Below are 18,416 nucleotides of genomic sequence, written 5' to 3'. Positions count from 1 at the left end.
ACAAAGCTTTTCAGCTATGAAACTATACTAAAGGTTTCATCACTTGTGTTTTTGGAATCAAATCAATTTGTTTTTTTTAAGTATCAACCTACAAATCTTTCAAATTTGTAAATAAATAATCTTCTCATCATTTGTGTTTTAAGAATTAATTTTAGATTCATCATTTGTGTTTTAACCTGCTTTGCTTGCACAAAGTCTTTAACCTCTGTATCAGCAAAATTCATCTTCATCATTTGTGTTTTAGTTTACCTGCTTAGACAAAGTCTTTAACCTCTATATCAGCAATTTTCTTCATCATTTGTGTTTTAATTTGATATTTGAAAATTCATCATTTGTGTTTTTAGAACCAAACTTCAAATTATTTTTCAGATATGATTATATAATCGATTATCTTGGTACAAAAATACCAACATATTGAAATACAATTATCATAAATAGCTTAGATATATATCGCTTAGCTTGTAGATATTTATCTACAAAAAAGAAACAGAATCATGATTGATTCTGTTTCTGTATGACGTGTAAGAAAAATTCAATGTTAAAGTCCTCGGAAATATAAAAAATCAGTCATTATTTTTGATTAAGTGTATAAGCTCTACAATGTTTTCAATCTCTAATTTATCAAAAATTCTCTTCTTAATAGTGCTTATGGTATTTTGTTTTACATCCAATTTATTTGCGATTTCAGATTACCCAGACCTTCAGCGTACATTTCTGCAATCTGTGATTCTCTTTCTGTAAGACGTGATAAAGGGTTTGCAGCTTTGGGATTACGCAAAGAATTCAGTAATAAACCCTGCGTTACCGAAGAAATATACTCACCGTGCTGCAGCATTTTTTGTAGAGCATTTTCTATCTCGTCTTCCTCACTCATTTTACTGAGAAAACCATGAGCTCCAGCATTGATGTATTTTAGTGATTGAGTATTTTCATCGATCCCGGTAAAAACCAAAATCTTGATTTCGGGTTTCATTTTTCTAAGTTCAGGTAAAATACTGAGGCTATTTCCATCAGGAAAATGAGCATCAATAATTGCTATATCAATAGCATTTGTTTTCACAGATTCTAATGCCTGTTGCAGATTAGATGCCTGAAAAACTTTACTGTCAGGCGAAATTTCTTCTATAACAAATAAAAGACCCTGCCTGATTAAACTATGATCATCTGCAAGCAAAATCGTAAATGGTTTTTGATCTACCTGATTCATTTTTGATGTACCTTTAAATTAATAGCAAAAGAAACTGTTGTTCCTTCATTTTGTTCGCTCATTACAGAGATATTACCTGCATATAATTCTACAATTTCTTTGCATAAACTCAATCCCAAACCAGCACCGAGGTTTTCAACTTCATTTGATAGAACTCCCTGATAATAAGGTTCAAATATTTTTTTCAGATCAGACTTAGAAATTCCGGCACCTGTATCGCTTATTTCAGTGGTTAAAGTAACATTATTTTCACCTGTCTTTTCAGCAGCGGTTTTTACGGTTATTTGTCCGTTTTCTGTAAACTTGTTGGCGTTACCCAAAATATTCATAAAAATCTGATTTATTTTTGTATTGTCTGAATAAACCACGATATCGGAATCAATATTTTCATGAATGATAAACCTGTTATTTCTTGTTTCTATATAAGGTTCTATGGAAGTTAAGATTGATTTGATCTCATTTTTAAGATTAAAAACTACAGGAATTAATTTATTTTCAACGTGTTGGTTTTTCGTATATTCCAAAATCTGATTGGCCTGCATCAATAATGTATTATTGGTAAAGCTAATTGATTTTAAATATTCTTTGATGCTTTCATCATTCGTTTTTTTATTAATTCTGTTGATAAAAATTCCTATGATTTTCAGCGGTGATCGTAATTCATGACTCAGCATTCCTAAAATTCTGTTCTTAAAATTAAGATTTTCTCTAATCTGTACATTGGCAGAATTGAGTCTGCGCTCATAAATGAAGGCAATTCTCGTAAAATACATAATCAGGATAGAAACGATGAACATTAAAATCATGAGACCTATTACCAGATTTTTTCTTACTTTATTACTTTCAGAATTTTGTATTGCTAATTCCTTTTCAAGTTCAGATTTAGAATCTTTCACGGCAAATTCGTAGATATTCATCAATTCATTGCTGTAAACCAACAAAGAGTTGAATGTCGAATAGAATTTGCTCGTTTTCATTTTTACCCTCATCTTTATTTTTGACAACATTGACCTGAATTCTTTTAACTTCTTTGGTATAGTGCTTATTGATTGAATTTACGATACTATCAAATTCATTTTTTATCGTAGGAATATCCAGAATTTTACCTCCTTTTACAGTCACTACTACACTATCTTTTCTCACATTTTCTTTTCCGGCTATTGCATCACCCAACCGACCAAAAAGACCTTTCTTTTTTAAAGTATCTGAATAGGTTTTTGTCTGTACTTCAAACTTATCAAAGTTATAATCGAATGTATATTGCTGTAGTTTTGGCAACTTATCCGGCATTTTCAGATTTGAATTAGCAGAATACTGATAAGTAGAATCCAGCAATTGTTTCAAATTTTCAGTTTCGCCGTTGACCTCTTTGCGTGTGTGTGATGTTACAATACTTTTTAATTTGGGATTTTGATATTTAAAATGATTGATGCTATCAAGGTTTTTGGTGAGTTTGTTCACAGAATTAAAGTAAGACGTCAAATACTGATCATCGTGACTGATTACATATTCCTGAAAATAATTTTGTGCATTATTGAGCTCCTTTCGGGAATCATCAGTTAGATTCTCCAGCTGGCGAACCTCATTTATTTGTTTTTCAATGAAATTTAAATTTTTGTTATTGACAAACTCATTGTAAAAAAATCCGGCTATGATAGTTTGTATGAGAAGAATGCAAACAATAAGTGAATACTGTACAATTTTCCTCCATTTAAAACTCAAAGATTTTTTAGACATTTGTTGTTTATTAGTGTATAAATTTAATAAAAAATCCTGTGAAAACTTAATTTACAGGATTTTGAATATATTTATTTATAAATGACTATAATGATTTAAATTGTTCCAAAGTTCGGATATCATTTTCAAAGAACATTCTGATATCGCTCATTTGGTATAAAAGCATTGTAATTCTTTCAATTCCCATCCCAAAAGCATAACCGGAATATTTTTCAGAATCAATATTGACATTCTTCAAAACAGCAGGATCTACCATTCCGCAACCCATAATTTCTAACCAACCGGTTCCTTTTGTGATTCTGTAATCTGTTTCAGAATTTAATCCCCAATATACATCAATCTCTGCACTCGGCTCGGTGAAAGGGAAATAAGAAGGTCTCATTCTGATTTTTGACTTTCCGAAAAGTTCGGTGGTAAAAAACTGAATCGTTTGTTTTAAATCCGCAAAACTCACTTTTTCGTCAATATATAAACCCTCAATCTGATGGAAAATACAGTGCGAACGCGAAGAAACTGCTTCATTTCTGAACACTCTTCCCGGAGACAAAATCCTGATCGGCGGCTGATTTTCTTCCATATAACGAATCTGTACCGAAGAAGTATGCGTTCTTAAAAGAATATCCGGATTCTGTTCAATAAAGAAAGTATCCTGCATGTCTCTCGCAGGATGATATTCCGGTAAATTCAGTGCCGTAAAGTTGTGCCAGTCATCTTCAATCTCAGGTCCGTCTGCAACAGCAAAGCCGATAGATTTGAAAATATCGATAATTCTGTTTTTCACTAAATTAATCGGATGTCTGGAACCTAATTCTAAAGGAAAAGCAGGTCTTGTAAGATCTTCTTTTTCAAGGATAACAGAAGATTCTGAAGACGCTTTAAAATCTTCCAATTTGGCAGCGACCGCTTGCTTCAAAGAATTGATTTTCTGTCCGAAATCTTTTTTCTGGTCGTTGGGAATTGTCTTCAATGATTCATAAAAATCATTTAAAACTCCTTTTTTACCATTAAACTTAATTCTGAAGTTTTCAATCTCATCTTTGGATGTTGCGCTGAAGCTGTTTACTTCTAGCAATAATTCTTCTATCTTTTCTGTCATTCTATTAACCCTTTCAAAATCTATCTGCAAAAATAAGGTTTTCCAATTAAAAAAGTTTTGATTTTATCATAAAAAACCTGTCTCTTTTATAAAGACAGGTTTAAGTTTATTTAAGTTCTATAAATTATTTCTTTTCTAAAGCTTTCACATTAATCTGAAGACTTACCTCATCTTTAATCACTCCGTTCTCGACAGGACTTTGAAATTTGACTCCAAATTCTTGTCTCATGATATCTTTCGGCTCTGTTGCAATGCTCACCACACCTTCTTTTACCGAAACGTTAGCGTTGAACTGCACAGGTTTTGAAATGCCTTTTATCGTCAAATTACCATCTAAAAGTGTATTATAATCGCCTTCAGCAGTTGGAGTTACTTTTGTAATTTCATAAGAAGCAGTCGGAAATTTTTCTGTCTCAAAGAAATCTCCGCTTTTTAGATGACCGTTCAATTTAGATAATTGTTCTGTATCATCTTTTAAATCAACAGAAGTAAGAGAAGTCATATCTGCTACGAATTTTCCGCTTTCTAATTTCCCTTCTTTTACGGTAACGTCGCCGCTTTCAAAAGTTATTGTTCCGAAATGACTGGTATTTTCAGACTTGAAAACTTTGTAACCTTTCCACTCTACTTTACTGTTTAAAGTATCAAGAACATATTTATTTCCATCTTTTGTAGTGGTGACCTCATTACCATTACCTGTAACCGGTTTTTCTTTTTGACATGAAACAAAAACAGCTGCGGCAAAAAGTGCGGGAACAGTGAGAGAGAATAATTTTCTTTGCATAATGAACTAAATTTTTTAAGTCATTCCAAAATTACTAAAAATATGCCAGTGTTTACTAAAAACCGTATTTTTGCCTCATGCTGTTAGAGATAAACAACTTATATTTTTCACATACTCAGGAAAATCCTTTATTCCAAAACTTTAACCTAAAATTGGGAGAAGGAAAAATAATTGCATTGGCAGGCGAAAGCGGTTGCGGGAAGTCTACCTTATTAAGTCTCATCTACGGACTTCTGAACTGGGAGCAGGGCGAAATTGTTTTTGAAAACAAAAAACTGATGGGACCAAAAGGTAATCTCGTTCCCGGAGAAGCTGAAATGAAATTTGTAGCACAGAATTTTGACTTAATGCCTTATGCGACCGTTGCAGATAATGTTGGAAAGTTTATTTCAAATATCAATTTAGCCAAGAAAAAAGAAACTGTCAATGAACTTTTGGAAGTTGTAGGATTATTAGAATTTGCTCATGTGCTGCCAAAAAATCTTAGTGGAGGGCAACAACAAAGAGTTGCCATCGCAAGAGCGCTTTCTGTTTTGCCTAAACTACTTTTATTGGATGAACCTTTCAGCCATCTCGATTACGCAAGAAAAATTGAACTTCGTGAGAAACTTTTCAGATATGTAAAGGAAAAAAATATTTCCCTGATTATTTCTACACATGAACTGCAAGATATCATCCCTTGGCTTGACCAGATTGTTATTCTGGAAAGCGGAAGATTGATACAGAATGATAATCCGGAAGAAACATACAAAAATCCGTATAATACTTACGTTGCGAAACTTTTCGGCGAGGTCAATATTTTTACTGAATCTGAAATGAAAGATTTTGAACTTTCAAATTTCGCCTATTATCCGCAACAGATACAAATTTCAGAAAGCGGTTTTGACACCCAAGTTCTTGAAAGCAGATTTGCCGGAAATCATTACTGGAACAAAATTATTTCAAAAAATAAAGAGCTCATCATACATACCCATGAAAAGATAAAGGGTTCAATGAAAATTTCATTCAAATAATTAACAATTCTTTAGCACCCTTAATGTTAGTTAGTGGATAAATCAAATATATTTATCTATCTGATGTTCAACATAATTACTAAATTTGAATCATCAACAATATAAGGAAACTTTTGGTTCAATTCTCTTCCAGTAAATAGACTGCAATTAGCTTTCTCCCGCAATGAAGTCTCGGAAGTTTACACTGTCCAATCTTTTCCTTTTTTTATTGGTATTTTCCTACAGCTTTTAGCTAATTCCCAAAAGCCAAACGCGAGATGCTGATTACGCTTTTTTCACAAATTCAGATTTCAAAGCCATCGACCCAAAACCGTCAATTTTACAATCTATATTATGTTCGCTGTCTGGTCTTAAACGAATATTTTTAACTTTAGTTCCTGCTTTTACAGGTTTCGGAGCACCTTTTACGGGCAAATCTTTTACAACTACTACAGAATCTCCGTTCTGCAATTCATTTCCGTTTGCATCCAAAATTTTTCCTGAACCGTTCTCATCTGCACTTGTTTCTTCTGGATTCCATTCGTAGAAACATTGTGAACAAACCGTCATGTTATCACTTGGATAGGTGAATTCTGAACCGCATTTCGGACAAACTAAAGAGTCACTCATAATTTTAATTTTTGCAAATGTATGATTAAATAGAAAATTTAAAAATTAAGATTTCAGTGATATTACTCATTGCCAATTACTTATTACTTATCATTAAAAAATCGTATTTTTGCAAGTTCAAACAGCATACTACAACAATGGAATTGATACACAGAAACTTAGCAATCGGGATTCACGATGCTTTACAAGAAACTTTTTTTGAGAAAAATAAATACGCCGATAAAGTAATAGAAAGACTTTTAAAAGCTCACAGAAAGTGGGGAAGCCAGGACAGAGCAGTTGTTTCCGAAATTTTCTACAATATCATCCGTTGGAAAAAACGTCTTGAATATTACATGGGTGAAAGTGTGAAACCTGACAATATTTATAAATTAATTGTTGCGTATTGTCTTTGGAGCAAAACCAATTACAAAAGATTTGAAGAATTTGAAGGCATTAAAATCGCCGACATTACCACTAAACTGAAGAAAGGGACAGTTCCGACAAAGTCTATTGAATACTCAATTCCTGAATGGCTGGTTGAAACTTTAGAAAAAGAACTAGGCCCGATCTGGGAAAAAGAAATGAAAGCTCTGAATGAGCAGGCTCCAACAGTTTTGAGAGCCAATTCTCTGAAAACTTCAGCCAAAGAACTGATTTCAGACCTTGCCGTTGAAAATGTAGTGGCTTATACGGTGAAAAATTATCCGGATGCAGTACAGTTAGAAGAAAAAAAGAACGTTTTTCTTACCACAGCATTCAAAGACGGATTATTTGAAGTTCAGGATGCCACGTCTCAAAAAATCGGATATTTTCTTGATGTAAAAGAAGGCCAGAGAGTGGTCGATGTTTGTGCCGGAGCGGGTGGAAAAACACTTCACCTTGCCGCATTGATGGGCAACAAAGGTCAGATCATTGCTTTAGATATCTACGAATGGAAACTGGCTGAACTAAAACGCCGTGCTAAAAGAGCCGGAGCTCACAATATCGAAACCCGTATGATTTCTGATAACAAAGTAATCAAACGTCTTCACGAAACTGCTGACAGATTATTGATTGATGCACCATGTTCAGGTTTGGGAGTTTTAAAAAGAAACCCGGACAGCAAATGGAAAATCGACCAGGCTTTTATCGACAGAATTAAAAAAGAACAGCAGCAAATTATTCAGGATTATTCTAAAATCCTTAAAAAAGGCGGAAAAATGGTATATGCCACTTGCTCAATTCTTCCATCAGAAAACAACGAGCAGGTTGCTGAATTTTTGAAAAACAACCCTGATTACAAATTAGTAAAAGATGAAAAAGTAATGCCGAGCGAAGGCTACGACGGATTCTACATGGCTTTGATCGAAAGATTGGCTTAAATTTATCTCACATAAATATATAAACTACTCTATTTTTCCTAGAGTAGTTTTTTTTATTAAATTAATTCAAAACTTTACCTTTGTAAAAACCATCACTTCATCATGATCAGATCATTACTACTCAGTTTTTTCACACTATTATCTATTTTAAATTTTGCGCAGACCTACGAAATTCAGTACACGAGTTCTTACAACGGAAAAGTACAGCCTAATCAAAATCCTACAATTGTTTGGGTCAATGAAAGCGAAAACTACATTTTAAATTCAAAAATAAAAGACCAGAAAAATGAATATCCTTATGAAATCAACAAGATCGAAAAACCATCAAATACGATTGTATCTTATGGATTTCTAAAGCCCGGAGATATCATTTCTACTTCTGATACAGAATCGATTGCAAAACAAAGTTTTGAATTCACTGATAAAACAACGAAAATTTTAGGATATCATTGTAAACACGCAGTCACTAAAATCAATTCAAACACAATCGAAGTCTGGTACACCAATGATTTGAAATATAAAGGTGGACCATCAAGTCTTGGACAAAATTTAGGTTTAGTCTTAGAAATCGAACGAAACGGAAATTCTGCAACTACAGCAACGTCACTAAAAAAAATTAAAAAATCAGCAATTGAAAATATCATCAATAAGCCGATTACTACGACAGATCTTTTAAGCTACAAAGATTTGCTTTGGAAAAGCAGATTTACCACATTAAAAGTTTTTGAAAACGAAATCATTAATTTCTCGGATCAGTCAAAATCTGACGAAAATATAAAAAGATTTGCCAACGGAACTATTCTTTTAAAGAAAATCAAATTTCCAAAGATTTCTCAGGGCGAAAATGTTTTTGCCGAATTAAAACAACAATCGAATGGTGACGCTTACGACAGAACCGGAACCGTATTTTTTATTCCCGAAGATAAATCGCAATCTTTTTTTGACGGATTGGAAAAAGGAGTAAAAACACTTCCCGCTTATGAAAACGGAAACGGGAAACAGTATTTTGGAATTATTTCCAGCGAAAATTATCTGCCAACGGTAGAACTGATGAGATTTTTTACCGCATTCGGTATCAATAAGTTTAACAATTTAGAATTAAAAGGTAAAACCTGGCAAACGGTAAGTCCGTTTCGTCAGGATATTACAGAGTTGAAACCATCACTTTCTGAAAAAGAAATCTGGGTAGGAACTTTCATCGGAAATTATGATAAAGGCGGTCACAAGGTAAGTCTGGATATTACCATCCACAAAAGTGATCAGATTGTTCATAAAAACAACAAAATAATTCCGCTTTTCAATACCACAAATATTATGGAAATGGCGGGACAGGATTATGCCACAATGTTCAACAATGAAAAAGGGCTTTTTGTGGAATTCAATTTAGAAAAGGATTTAAAAAACGCTCAATTAAGATATATAACAACCGGTCATGGTGGTTGGGAAAACGGTGATGAATTTATTCCAAAAGAAAATTCCATTTACTTGGATGGAAAAATGATATTCTCATTCATTCCCTGGAGAACCGATTGCGGATCTTACCGACTCTACAATCCTGCTTCCGGGAATTTTCCGGACGGACTTTCTTCTTCAGACCTCAGCCGATCAAACTGGTGTCCCGGAACCATTACTCATCCAAACTTTATTCAATTGGGTGATTTAAAAGCCGGAAAACACACTATTCAGGTAAAAATTCCTCAAGGCGAATCAGAAGGAACAAGCTTTAGTTCATGGAATATTTCGAGTGTAATATTAGGAGTTGAATAAAAACAAAACCTCCTTGCAATATTATTACAAGGAGGTAAAAACACAAATGATGAAAAAAAATTATTTCGAGCCACAAAGGAATGAAAAATATTTGGATTATTAATTATCATACATCAATGTTTTGCAACTTTTTTTATTTTTTTAAAATCAACTTCTTATTTCTTATAGAAAAAAATTAAGTTTAAACACGCATACTCTACTTTAAAGATTAAAAAATTAATTAATAGTATTTAATTAATGTAAAATATTAACTTTATATTGATTTTTATTTTATAATTTATACTTAATAAGTATTTTTGCTTTAAATAAAAATAATATGTGTGGAATTGTATGCTTGTTTGATGCCAAACAACCAACCGAAATATTAAGACCACAGGTCTTGGAAATGTCTAAAAAAATTCGTCATAGGGGTCCGGACTGGAGTGGTGTTTTTCAAAATGATAAAATCTTATTTTCTCATGAAAGACTCGCCATTGTAGATCCTACTTCAGGAAAGCAACCCTTCTTTTCTAAAGACGGCAAAATAGTTTTGGCTGTAAACGGCGAAATTTACAATCACCGTGAGCTGAAGGAAGAATTTCCGAACTATGAGTTTCAAACTAAATCTGACTGCGAAGTTATTTTAGCTTTATATCAAAAATACGGAAAAGATTTTATCGAAAAACTCAACGGAATATTTGCTTTCGCTTTATATGATATTGAGAACAACATTTATCTGATTGCCCGTGACCACATGGGAATATGCCCTTTATATCAAGGGTGGGACAAAAACGGAAACTATTACATTGCCTCTGAACTGAAAGCTTTGGAAGGAATTTGTAAAAAAATCGACACATTTCTTCCTGGACATTATGTCTATAGTATTGAAGGCAGTGAACTTCAGCAATGGTACAAAAGAGACTGGGAAAGCTTTGAAGCAGTAAAAGACAACGTGACAGACATTCAGGCAATCCGAAAAGGATTAGAAGATGCGGTTCACAGACAGTTGATGAGCGATGTTCCTTATGGAGTTTTACTTTCGGGAGGTTTAGATTCATCGATAATTTCTGCTGTTACAGCAAAATATGCAAGACAGAGAATTGAAAGTGGTGATACGCAGGAAGCCTGGTATCCCAAACTCCATAGTTTTGCAGTTGGATTGGTAGGTTCTCCGGATTTGGCGGCAGCAAAAAAAGCAGCGGAACACATTGGCTCGGTTCATCATGAGGTAAATTTTACCGTACAGGAAGGTTTAGACGCAATTCGGGATGTGATTTATCATCTGGAAACCTATGACGTTACAACAATCAGGGCTTCTACGCCGATGTATCTTTTAGCAAGGGTCATCAAATCGATGGGAATTAAAATGGTTCTTTCAGGAGAAGGTGCAGATGAATTATTTGGTGGTTATTTGTATTTTCACAAAGCTCCGAATGCGAAAGAATTCCATGATGAAACGGTGAGGAAATTAGGAAAATTACATCTTTATGATTGTCTGAGAGCCAATAAAGCTTTGATGAGCTGGGGAATCGAAGGCAGGGTTCCGTTTTTGGATAAAGAATTTATGGATATTGCAATGAATGTAAATCCACAAGATAAAATGATCCGTAAAGAAGAAGGAAAGATTGAAAAATGGGTTTTAAGGAAAGCGTTTGAAGATATCTTACCGGAATCTATTGCTTGGAGACAGAAAGAACAGTTCTCAGACGGCGTAGGTTATTCATGGATTGACACATTGAAAGAAGTGGCTAAAAAATATGTAACTGATGAAATGATGGTGAATGCAAAATTCAGATTCCCCTTAAACACCCCTCAAAACAAAGAAGAGTACCGTTACCGGACGATTTTTGAAGAACATTTCCCTAGTGAAACTGCGGCTGCAACTGTACCTTCTGTACCTTCTGTAGCCTGTTCTACTCCTATTGCATTAGAATGGGATGAAGCATTTAAAAAAATGAATGACCCAAGCGGAAGAGCAGTGAAAGTACACGAAACCTCTTATTAAAAAATATTGAAATTTATTAATCCTGTATCCTTACAGGATTTTTTCTTGAATAAAATCAATAATATTTGTATAATTTAACTAAGTATTAAACTTATTATCTAATAAATAATTATATTTGAAAAATCAAAAAAATCTTTGCTGTAAAATGAAAAGAAACATTACTATTTTATTTGCTTTACTATCTGTAAGCTTTGCTTTTGGACAAGGTAAATATGGAAAATATCTTAATTCTAAAAAGCTGGCTCTTACCTATAAAAGTGTAAAACCTGCCGAAAAAGACGATTATTATCAGCAATATTATTGGTTGGTAAAAGCTGAACAGCTAAAAACCTTCCCTCACCTTGCGGATATTAAGCCTGTAGTTCTTTACAACTTCGTAAAAAAAGTAAATCCTCAGAATCCTACAAAAAAACTGGATGACAGAGGAAAAGAATTGAGAAAAACTGCAGAATTATCTTTGGATCAATATTTCAAAAACAAAAATTTCCAGAATAATCAGGTTTTATTGTATAATCTGGAAACGTATGTAGATCCTTCTCAAGGTGAATATTTCACAAAGGTTGATGCAGAAAGAATAAAAGAATTGGTACCAAAAGAATTTTTCGGCTTTGCTTCTCTGAATAAAAAGACAATGGAGGAAACCATTTATTATCTTTGGGTTGATAAGAAAAAAGACGAATTTAATATTGTAGATATTGTTCCTAACGAAAAGGAAGACAAGAAATTCTACGCTTCATTGAAACAGTACTTACCAAAATATAAATTCAACAGAAAATATATGCCTACGGTAAAGAAAGGAACTAAAGCTGATAAAACAGATAAAGACTTCTTCTACATTATGCCGTTTGAGCAAAACGTAGACAACATCGAATACAAAACTGACGATTTTAAAACTTTCACATTGAGCCAGGTCAAAAGAGAAGGTGAAGCGTGGATAGGAGTAGAAAAGCCTAGAAAATAAACCCATAAGTCCTGCGAGAAATCGCAGGACTTTTTTAATATTATAAAATGGTTTTAAAATTGCTTTTTTAAAATCATTTCTTATTTATGCCGACAACTACATCCCCACGACAGACCGTAAAAAAAGTTCTTCCTTTAATCTTAGCAACTGCCATTTTCATGCAGATGCTCGATTCAACAATCCTCAACACTTCCCTTCCCTCGATTGCTAGAGATTTAAAAGAATCTCCGCTGAATATGCAAAATGCCATCATCAGTTATGTTCTGACCTTAGCTGTTTTCATGCCTGCAAGCGGATTTTTGGCAGATCGTTTTGGAACCAGAAGAGTTTTTATTTTTGCTTTGGCACTTTTTAGTTTAGGTTCGGTTTTTTGTGCGCTTTCTCAAAATCTTACTCATTTGGTGATTTCGCGCGTGATTCAGGGAGTTGGCGGAAGCTTGATGACACCTGTCGGAAAATTAGCCCTAATAAAAACTTTCAACAGAAACGAATTGCTCAAAGCGATGAATTTTGCCATTGTTCCTGCTTTGATCGGTCCTGTTTTAGGTCCGTTGGTCGGAGGTTATATGGTAGATTATCTTTCTTGGCACTGGATCTTTCTTATCAATATTCCAATCGGAGTTTTAGGAATTGTTTTAGGTTTAAAATATATGCCCAATTATAATTCAAGAGATACAGATTTTGATCTTAAAGGTTTTATGATCTTTGCTGCAGCCTCTCTCCTACTTTCTGTGTCGCTCGAGCTTTTTGGAGATATGCAGAATATCACACCGGTTTTATTGGTTTTCATATTAGGATTTTTATTCCTGTATTATTATTACCGACATGCAAAAAGAGGCAACAATCCGATTTTTCCTTTGAATTTATTTCAGGTCCGAACTTTCCGGGTAGGAATTGTGGGAAATCTTGCGACAAGATTGGGAATCAGCTCTGTTCCGCTTTTGCTTCCGCTGATGATTCAGATTGCTTATGGCGAATCGGCAGTTACATCAGGCTGGATCATTGCTCCAATGGCATTAACCGCAATGTTTGGAAAATCATCTGTTATTAAAATTTTAAATAAATTCGGTTACAAAAGAACTTTGATGGTCAATACATTCATTATTGGTACTTTGATCTGTTGTCTTGCTATTCCGAATATCAACTCTTCCTTATTTTGGTTTATTCCGATTATTGCCATATTAGGATTTTTCAATTCGATACAATTCACGTCCATGAATACCATTTCGATTGCAGATTTACGTAACTTCCAAACGAGCAGCGGAAATTCTTTGATTTCTGTCAATCAGCAATTAGCCATCGGATTCGGAATTGCTTTTGGTCTGATTGTTTTAAAAATCTACGAAAACAGTCCTGAACTTATCAGGCATGAAACTCACAACGCTTTCCGTTTTACCTTTCTTACGGTGGGAATTTTAACCATTTTATCAAGTTTGGTCTTCAGAAGACTTCACGTGTCGGATGGCAGAAACATGAATTCAGAAGAATAAAACTCAAGCATTTACCTCTGACTCTAAAGCTCTCCAACCCAAAACTCACTAATTACCACACATCAATGTAATTCTCTTCTAACTGTTATAATTTTGTTTAATAGTAAAACAAGCATATTATGACAACTAAAAAAGTAGAGATTGTAATTCCCCCAAAGCCTGCCCATTTTGTAGGTGACGGTTTTAGGGTGCATAATTTTATTCCCAGTGCTCAGAGATTAGATATGAAAAGAATGGATCCATTCCTCATGTTAGATTATAATTCTAAATTTCATTTTAATCCATCCGGAACTCCAAAAGGTGTTGGTGTACATCCGCACAGAGGTTTTGAAACAGTCACCATTGCTTATCAGGGGAAGGTTGAACATCACGACAGCGCAGGTGGTGGTGGGATCATTGCCGAAGGAGATGTACAATGGATGACTGCAGCAAGTGGAGTTCTCCATAAAGAATATCACGAAAAAGAATGGTCTAAACAAGGCGGAATTTTCCAGATGGTTCAACTTTGGGTGAATCTTCCTGCAAAAGACAAGATGACCAAACCAAAATATCAGGCGATTTCCAATTCAGAAATGAAAAAAGTAGATTTGGGTGAAAACGGATTTATTGAAGTCATTGCCGGAGAATTTGAAGAAAACAAGGGTCCCGCATCTACATTCACACCGTTAAACATGATGAATGCCAAATTAAAATCAGGAGGAAAAGCCAACTTTAATTTTCCTGCTCAGTTTACTACGGCTGCTTTAGTTATTGAAGGAAACATCATTGTAAATGGCAAAGAAAAAGTATCAGCTAATCATTTTATTTTATTTGAAAACAAAGGTGAAAATTTCAGTATTGAAGCAACCGAAGACTCAATTATATTGATAATCAGCGGTGAGCCAATCAATGAACCTATTTTTTCTCATGGACCTTTTGTTATGAATTCAAGAGAAGAAATTATGCAGGCTTTTGAAGATTTCAATACCGGAAAATTCGGATATTTGGAGGATTAATTTCATTTAAAATTCAACATTAAGTACTAAATTATACAATCATGAAACCAGAATTTGAAAACATTCCATTAGTAAAAAACGAGGAAAAAAAGAGATTTGAAATTGAGTTTAACGGTCATTTTGCATTTATCGACTGTAAAGAAACCAGTCAGCAAATTGCCTTAATACACACCGAAGCAGAACCGGAATTAGCAGGAACCGGAGCCGCTGCAGCCGTTGTAGAAAAAACATTGCTCTACATAGATGAAAGCGGAAAAAAATTGTTGCCCTTCTGCCCATACGTTTTTGCATTCATTAAAAAACACCCGGAATGGAAACGTATTGTTGATGAGAGATTTGAAGGATATAACAAACTTTAAATAATATTCATCAAGCATCAACATTAGAAATATTTGATTAAATTAGCCTTAAACAAAAAACCAAAACGAAACTCATCATGTCAAACATCGGACTCATATTAGAGGAAAAATCAGCAGATATAGGAAACTTTTTAGTCGGAAGATTATTGCCTTTTCGTGAAAAAAGAGCGGTAGGACCTTTTGTATTTATCGATCACATGGGGCCTGCAGAATTGAAAGATTTTCAAAATCTTGATGTACCGCCGCATCCGCATATCGGTCTTTCAACTTTAACCTATTTATTGGAAGGATCTATTTTTCACAGAGACAGCATCGGGAGTGCTCTTGAAATAAAACCCGGAGCTGTTAATTGGATGACCGCCGGAAAAGGTGTTGTACATTCAGAAAGAACTCCGGAATATTTAAGAACAACAGATAAAAAACTCCATGGCTTCCAAATCTGGGTAGGTCTCCCGAAACATCTTGAGCAAAGTGAGCCAACTTTCAGCCACATTGAAGCAAACGAACTCCCTGTTTGGGAAGAAAATGAAGTTCAGTATAAATTAATTGCAGGTGAAGCTTTCGGAAAGAAGTCTCCGGTTCCTGTTCACAGCAAATTATTTTTTATCGAAATTAAAACCAAAACCGCACAGAAAATCAGCATCGGGCAAGATCTTTACGGAGAAGCTGCCATGTATGTTTTAGACGGAACTGTAAATATTGAAGATAATAATTATGGCTCTAAACAACTTTTGATTGCTAAAAATACCCAACTTTGTGAATTCGAAATGAGCGACAATGCAACGGTTTATCTTTTTGGTGGTGAGCCATTTGATGAAGAACGTTTCATATTCTGGAATTTTGTAAACTCAGATAAAGAACTGATTGATAAAGCAAAAATAGACTGGAATGATCAAAATCATGATGCTTTTCCTTTAGTTCCGGGTGATGAGAACGAATATGTTCCGCTTCCTAAAGCGATTTTAAACAGAAAATAAAATGTAAATCTACATCCTACGATACCAATATTTTTATCCAATGAAAAAAATCCTGCTTGTAATCTTTGCAATTATATCTTTTTTAGGTGATGCACAAACCGTGACAGAACCAAAAAACAACCCTGCAGAATGGTCGCAGGATTATGCACCTTTTAAAATTGCAGGAAATTTATATTATGTGGGAACCTATGATTTGGCATCTTATCTGATCGTCACGAATAAGGGAAACATATTAATTAATACCGGTCTGGCTGATTCTCTTCCTATCATTAAAAAAAATATAAAACAACTGGGTTTTCATTATAATGATATAAAAATCCTCACTTTAACGCAAGCTCATTACGATCACATGGGAGCAATGGCAGAAATAAAAAAAGAAACAGGCGCCAAGCTTTATGTTGATGAAAAAGATGCCAAAGAACTGAAAAGTGGAGGTAAAACTGATTACGAAATGGGAAAATACGGGGTCACTTTCAAACCTGTACAACCAGATTTTATTTTGAAAAATAATGATAAAATAAAGCTCGGAACTACAGTTTTAACACTGCTCCATCATCCCGGTCATACAAAAGGATCTTGCAGTTTTATATTCGACACGAAAGAAGGAGACAAAAACTATAAAGTTCTGATCGCTAATTTACCTTCAGTTATTATTGACGGTAAGTTTTCTGAAGTCTCAACCTATAAAACCATTCAAAAGGATTATGCAGAAACTTTTGAAGCGATGAAAAAAATAAACTTTGATCTATGGGTTGCTTCCCATGCAAGTCAGTTTGATCTTCATCAGAAAAGAAAAGCAGGAGATTCTTACCACCCAGAAATATTTATGGATAAAGCAAATTTTTTCAAAAAACTCAAAAATCTGGAAAATAATTACCTGGAAAAAGTAAAAGAGGATTCAAAGAAAAAGTAACGAAGAGTATTTAAAATATAAATAATGGAAATATTAGCATTTGCAGGAAGTACTTCTTCCACATCCATCAACAGAGAACTGGTAAAATTTGTTCTTAAAAGTTTTCAGGAAGAGGATATTAACTTAATCGACCTCAATGATTTCAACATGCCTGTTTTCTCTGTAGATCTTGAAAAGAAAGGTTTTCCTGATGAAGCTCACAACTTTTTAAAGCAGATAGAAGAATGTGATGTGATCATTTGCTCACTTGCAGAACACAACAGATCATACAGTGCCGCCTTCAAAAACGTATTCGACTGGGCATCAAGAATTAATGTAAAAGTATTTCAAAATAAACCAATGCTTTTGATGAGTACTTCTCCGGGAGGTTATGGAGGAGGAAATGTAATGAATACGGCAAAAACGTTCTTTCCTCAATTTGGAGCAGATGTGAAAGAGACTTTTTCATTATCTAAATTTTATGAAAACTTCGATTTAGAAACCGGTGTCATCAACCCTGAAGTATTGCAAGAGCTAAGTGATACCATTGAAAGTTTTAAAAATCAAATTAAATCTTAAACATTATGGAAAAACACCAATATTCTAATGGCAACATTCATGTAATATGGCAGCCTCAAAAGTGTATTCACGCCGGAATTTGCGTAAAATTACTTCCTGATGTGTATGATCCGAAAGCACGACCCTGGATCAAGGCAGAAAATACAGCTTCAGATCAACTAATAAATCAGATCAAGCAATGTCCTTCCGGTGCATTAACCTATGAATTAAAAACTGAAAAGTAATGGCTGTAACCGTAAAAGCAAGTTTAGGCAAAACAAAATATTATACAGAAGTTATTGCCGGGGAAAATCAGTTAATCACAGATGAACCCGTGGACAAGGGCGGACAAAACAAAGGCTTCAATCCTTTTGAAATACTGGCAACATCTTTGGCAAGCTGTACCGCTGCCACTTTAAGAATGTATATCGACCGAAAAGAATGGAATGTAGAAAAAATAGATGTAGAAGTAGAACTGGAAAATTTTCCGCTCACAAAACTGGCAGTTTTTAAAAGAAATATTAGTTTTGGAGGACACCAACTGAGCGATGATCAATTTAAAAGACTGGGAACAATCGCAGATGCCTGTCCGATTCACAAGATTTTAATGAATGAGATTCAAATTCAAACCAAAATTTCATAAT

General features: G+C 34.2%; 20 protein-coding genes. 13 read left to right on the top strand and 7 right to left on the bottom strand.

The annotated features are described in order from the left end of the window. Positions 1 to 563 precede the first annotated feature (563 nt). From ACZZ9T_RS07795 to ACZZ9T_RS07770, 6 genes are all read right to left on the bottom strand, one after another. Positions 564 to 671 carry a hypothetical protein gene (locus ACZZ9T_RS07795; protein ID WP_463441597.1) on the bottom strand — a complete coding sequence of 36 codons (108 nt, stop codon included), beginning with the start codon at positions 669 to 671 and terminating at the stop codon, positions 564 to 566. Then, positions 662 to 1,207, bottom strand: coding sequence for a response regulator (locus ACZZ9T_RS07790; protein ID WP_463441596.1), 546 nt, complete (start codon positions 1,205 to 1,207; stop codon positions 662 to 664). The genes ACZZ9T_RS07795 and ACZZ9T_RS07790 overlap by 10 nt, the downstream gene beginning before the upstream one ends. Further along, positions 1,204 to 2,184, bottom strand: a complete 981-nt coding sequence (locus ACZZ9T_RS07785) for a sensor histidine kinase (protein ID WP_463441595.1) — start codon at positions 2,182 to 2,184, stop codon at positions 1,204 to 1,206. Before ACZZ9T_RS07785 ends, ACZZ9T_RS07790 begins: the two co-directional genes overlap by 4 nt. Next, positions 2,129 to 2,944 carry a CHASE3 domain-containing protein gene (locus ACZZ9T_RS07780; RefSeq protein ID WP_463441594.1) on the bottom strand — a complete coding sequence of 272 codons (816 nt, stop codon included), beginning with the start codon at positions 2,942 to 2,944 and terminating at the stop codon, positions 2,129 to 2,131. The genes ACZZ9T_RS07785 and ACZZ9T_RS07780 overlap by 56 nt, the downstream gene beginning before the upstream one ends. An 85-nt stretch (positions 2,945 to 3,029) precedes the next feature. Next, a complete protein-coding gene (pheS, locus tag ACZZ9T_RS07775) occupies positions 3,030 to 4,040 on the bottom strand; it encodes a phenylalanine--tRNA ligase subunit alpha (protein WP_463441593.1) in 1,011 nt (336 codons plus the stop codon). A gap of 124 nt (positions 4,041 to 4,164) precedes the next feature. Then, the gene (locus tag ACZZ9T_RS07770; protein ID WP_463441592.1) at positions 4,165 to 4,824 is read right to left on the bottom strand and encodes a YceI family protein; all 660 of its coding nucleotides are present in this window, start codon (positions 4,822 to 4,824) and stop codon (positions 4,165 to 4,167) included. A 77-nt stretch (positions 4,825 to 4,901) separates the two neighbouring features. On the opposite strand from ACZZ9T_RS07770, the gene ACZZ9T_RS07765 reads away from it, so the two are divergent. Next, complete coding sequence (locus ACZZ9T_RS07765; RefSeq protein ID WP_463441591.1) at positions 4,902 to 5,837, top strand: sulfate/molybdate ABC transporter ATP-binding protein; 936 nt, start codon at positions 4,902 to 4,904, stop codon at positions 5,835 to 5,837. Between the two features lie 264 nt (positions 5,838 to 6,101). Here ACZZ9T_RS07765 and ACZZ9T_RS07760 read toward each other — a convergent pair whose 3' ends face one another. After that, entirely contained in the window at positions 6,102 to 6,446 is a 345-nt protein-coding gene (locus tag ACZZ9T_RS07760; protein WP_463441590.1) for a zinc ribbon domain-containing protein YjdM, read from the bottom strand. A gap of 137 nt (positions 6,447 to 6,583) precedes the next feature. Between ACZZ9T_RS07760 and ACZZ9T_RS07755 the strand changes: the two genes are divergently transcribed. The 12 genes from ACZZ9T_RS07755 to ACZZ9T_RS07700 all read left to right on the top strand — a co-directional run bounded on the left by ACZZ9T_RS07755 (position 6,584) and on the right by ACZZ9T_RS07700 (position 18,415). After that, positions 6,584 to 7,789, top strand: coding sequence for an RsmB/NOP family class I SAM-dependent RNA methyltransferase (locus ACZZ9T_RS07755; RefSeq protein WP_463441589.1), 1,206 nt, complete (start codon positions 6,584 to 6,586; stop codon positions 7,787 to 7,789). A gap of 102 nt (positions 7,790 to 7,891) precedes the next feature. Next, a complete protein-coding gene (locus ACZZ9T_RS07750; protein WP_463441588.1) occupies positions 7,892 to 9,556 on the top strand; it encodes a GLPGLI family protein in 1,665 nt (554 codons plus the stop codon). Between the two features lie 316 nt (positions 9,557 to 9,872). After that, complete coding sequence (gene asnB / locus ACZZ9T_RS07745; RefSeq protein ID WP_463441587.1) at positions 9,873 to 11,540, top strand: asparagine synthase B; 1,668 nt, start codon at positions 9,873 to 9,875, stop codon at positions 11,538 to 11,540. Positions 11,541 to 11,685: 145 nt separating this feature from the next. Continuing rightward, positions 11,686 to 12,501, top strand: a complete 816-nt coding sequence (locus tag ACZZ9T_RS07740) for a hypothetical protein (protein ID WP_463431044.1) — start codon at positions 11,686 to 11,688, stop codon at positions 12,499 to 12,501. An 86-nt stretch (positions 12,502 to 12,587) separates the two neighbouring features. After that, on the top strand, positions 12,588 to 13,991 hold the full coding sequence (locus tag ACZZ9T_RS07735) for an MFS transporter (RefSeq protein WP_463441586.1): 1,404 nt from the start codon (positions 12,588 to 12,590) through the stop codon (positions 13,989 to 13,991). Between the two features lie 119 nt (positions 13,992 to 14,110). Continuing rightward, positions 14,111 to 14,986, top strand: coding sequence for a pirin family protein (locus ACZZ9T_RS07730; RefSeq protein ID WP_463441585.1), 876 nt, complete (start codon positions 14,111 to 14,113; stop codon positions 14,984 to 14,986). A gap of 41 nt (positions 14,987 to 15,027) precedes the next feature. Beyond that, complete coding sequence (locus ACZZ9T_RS07725) at positions 15,028 to 15,345, top strand: GNAT family N-acetyltransferase (RefSeq protein WP_463441584.1); 318 nt, start codon at positions 15,028 to 15,030, stop codon at positions 15,343 to 15,345. Between the two features lie 77 nt (positions 15,346 to 15,422). Continuing rightward, positions 15,423 to 16,322, top strand: coding sequence for a pirin family protein (locus ACZZ9T_RS07720; protein WP_463441583.1), 900 nt, complete (start codon positions 15,423 to 15,425; stop codon positions 16,320 to 16,322). Positions 16,323 to 16,362: 40 nt separating this feature from the next. Continuing rightward, a complete protein-coding gene (gene bla, locus ACZZ9T_RS07715) occupies positions 16,363 to 17,235 on the top strand; it encodes a subclass B3 metallo-beta-lactamase (RefSeq protein ID WP_463441582.1) in 873 nt (290 codons plus the stop codon). A 24-nt stretch (positions 17,236 to 17,259) separates the two neighbouring features. Beyond that, the gene (locus tag ACZZ9T_RS07710; protein WP_463441581.1) at positions 17,260 to 17,793 is read left to right on the top strand and encodes an NADPH-dependent FMN reductase; all 534 of its coding nucleotides are present in this window, start codon (positions 17,260 to 17,262) and stop codon (positions 17,791 to 17,793) included. A gap of 5 nt (positions 17,794 to 17,798) precedes the next feature. After that, a complete protein-coding gene (locus tag ACZZ9T_RS07705) occupies positions 17,799 to 18,017 on the top strand; it encodes a (4Fe-4S)-binding protein (RefSeq protein WP_463441580.1) in 219 nt (72 codons plus the stop codon). Further along, positions 18,017 to 18,415 carry an OsmC family protein gene (locus ACZZ9T_RS07700; RefSeq protein WP_463441579.1) on the top strand — a complete coding sequence of 133 codons (399 nt, stop codon included), beginning with the start codon at positions 18,017 to 18,019 and terminating at the stop codon, positions 18,413 to 18,415. Before ACZZ9T_RS07705 ends, ACZZ9T_RS07700 begins: the two co-directional genes overlap by 1 nt. Position 18,416 lies beyond the last annotated feature (1 nt).

Source organism: Chryseobacterium sp. AC417 (genome assembly GCF_979258215.1).
This window is presented reverse-complemented; position numbering and strand designations above follow the sequence as displayed.

Bases quoted from the DNA above. Each gene is read 5' to 3' on its own strand.
- ACZZ9T_RS07790 (WP_463441596.1), bottom strand. From the start codon at position 1,207: ATGAATCAGGTAGATCAAAAACCATTTACGATTTTGCTTGCAGATGAT.
- ACZZ9T_RS07785 (WP_463441595.1), bottom strand. From the start codon at position 2,184: ATGAAAACGAGCAAATTCTATTCGACATTCAACTCTTTGTTGGTTTAC.
- ACZZ9T_RS07780 (WP_463441594.1), bottom strand. From the start codon at position 2,944: ATGTCTAAAAAATCTTTGAGTTTTAAATGGAGGAAAATTGTACAGTAT.
- pheS (WP_463441593.1), bottom strand. From the start codon at position 4,040: ATGACAGAAAAGATAGAAGAATTATTGCTAGAAGTAAACAGCTTCAGC.
- ACZZ9T_RS07770 (WP_463441592.1), bottom strand. From the start codon at position 4,824: ATGCAAAGAAAATTATTCTCTCTCACTGTTCCCGCACTTTTTGCCGCA.
- ACZZ9T_RS07765 (WP_463441591.1), top strand. From the start codon at position 4,902: ATGCTGTTAGAGATAAACAACTTATATTTTTCACATACTCAGGAAAAT.
- ACZZ9T_RS07760 (WP_463441590.1), bottom strand. From the start codon at position 6,446: ATGAGTGACTCTTTAGTTTGTCCGAAATGCGGTTCAGAATTCACCTAT.
- ACZZ9T_RS07755 (WP_463441589.1), top strand. From the start codon at position 6,584: ATGGAATTGATACACAGAAACTTAGCAATCGGGATTCACGATGCTTTA.
- ACZZ9T_RS07750 (WP_463441588.1), top strand. From the start codon at position 7,892: ATGATCAGATCATTACTACTCAGTTTTTTCACACTATTATCTATTTTA.
- asnB (WP_463441587.1), top strand. From the start codon at position 9,873: ATGTGTGGAATTGTATGCTTGTTTGATGCCAAACAACCAACCGAAATA.
- ACZZ9T_RS07740 (WP_463431044.1), top strand. From the start codon at position 11,686: ATGAAAAGAAACATTACTATTTTATTTGCTTTACTATCTGTAAGCTTT.
- ACZZ9T_RS07735 (WP_463441586.1), top strand. From the start codon at position 12,588: ATGCCGACAACTACATCCCCACGACAGACCGTAAAAAAAGTTCTTCCT.
- ACZZ9T_RS07730 (WP_463441585.1), top strand. From the start codon at position 14,111: ATGACAACTAAAAAAGTAGAGATTGTAATTCCCCCAAAGCCTGCCCAT.
- ACZZ9T_RS07725 (WP_463441584.1), top strand. From the start codon at position 15,028: ATGAAACCAGAATTTGAAAACATTCCATTAGTAAAAAACGAGGAAAAA.
- ACZZ9T_RS07720 (WP_463441583.1), top strand. From the start codon at position 15,423: ATGTCAAACATCGGACTCATATTAGAGGAAAAATCAGCAGATATAGGA.
- bla (WP_463441582.1), top strand. From the start codon at position 16,363: ATGAAAAAAATCCTGCTTGTAATCTTTGCAATTATATCTTTTTTAGGT.
- ACZZ9T_RS07710 (WP_463441581.1), top strand. From the start codon at position 17,260: ATGGAAATATTAGCATTTGCAGGAAGTACTTCTTCCACATCCATCAAC.
- ACZZ9T_RS07705 (WP_463441580.1), top strand. From the start codon at position 17,799: ATGGAAAAACACCAATATTCTAATGGCAACATTCATGTAATATGGCAG.
- ACZZ9T_RS07700 (WP_463441579.1), top strand. From the start codon at position 18,017: ATGGCTGTAACCGTAAAAGCAAGTTTAGGCAAAACAAAATATTATACA.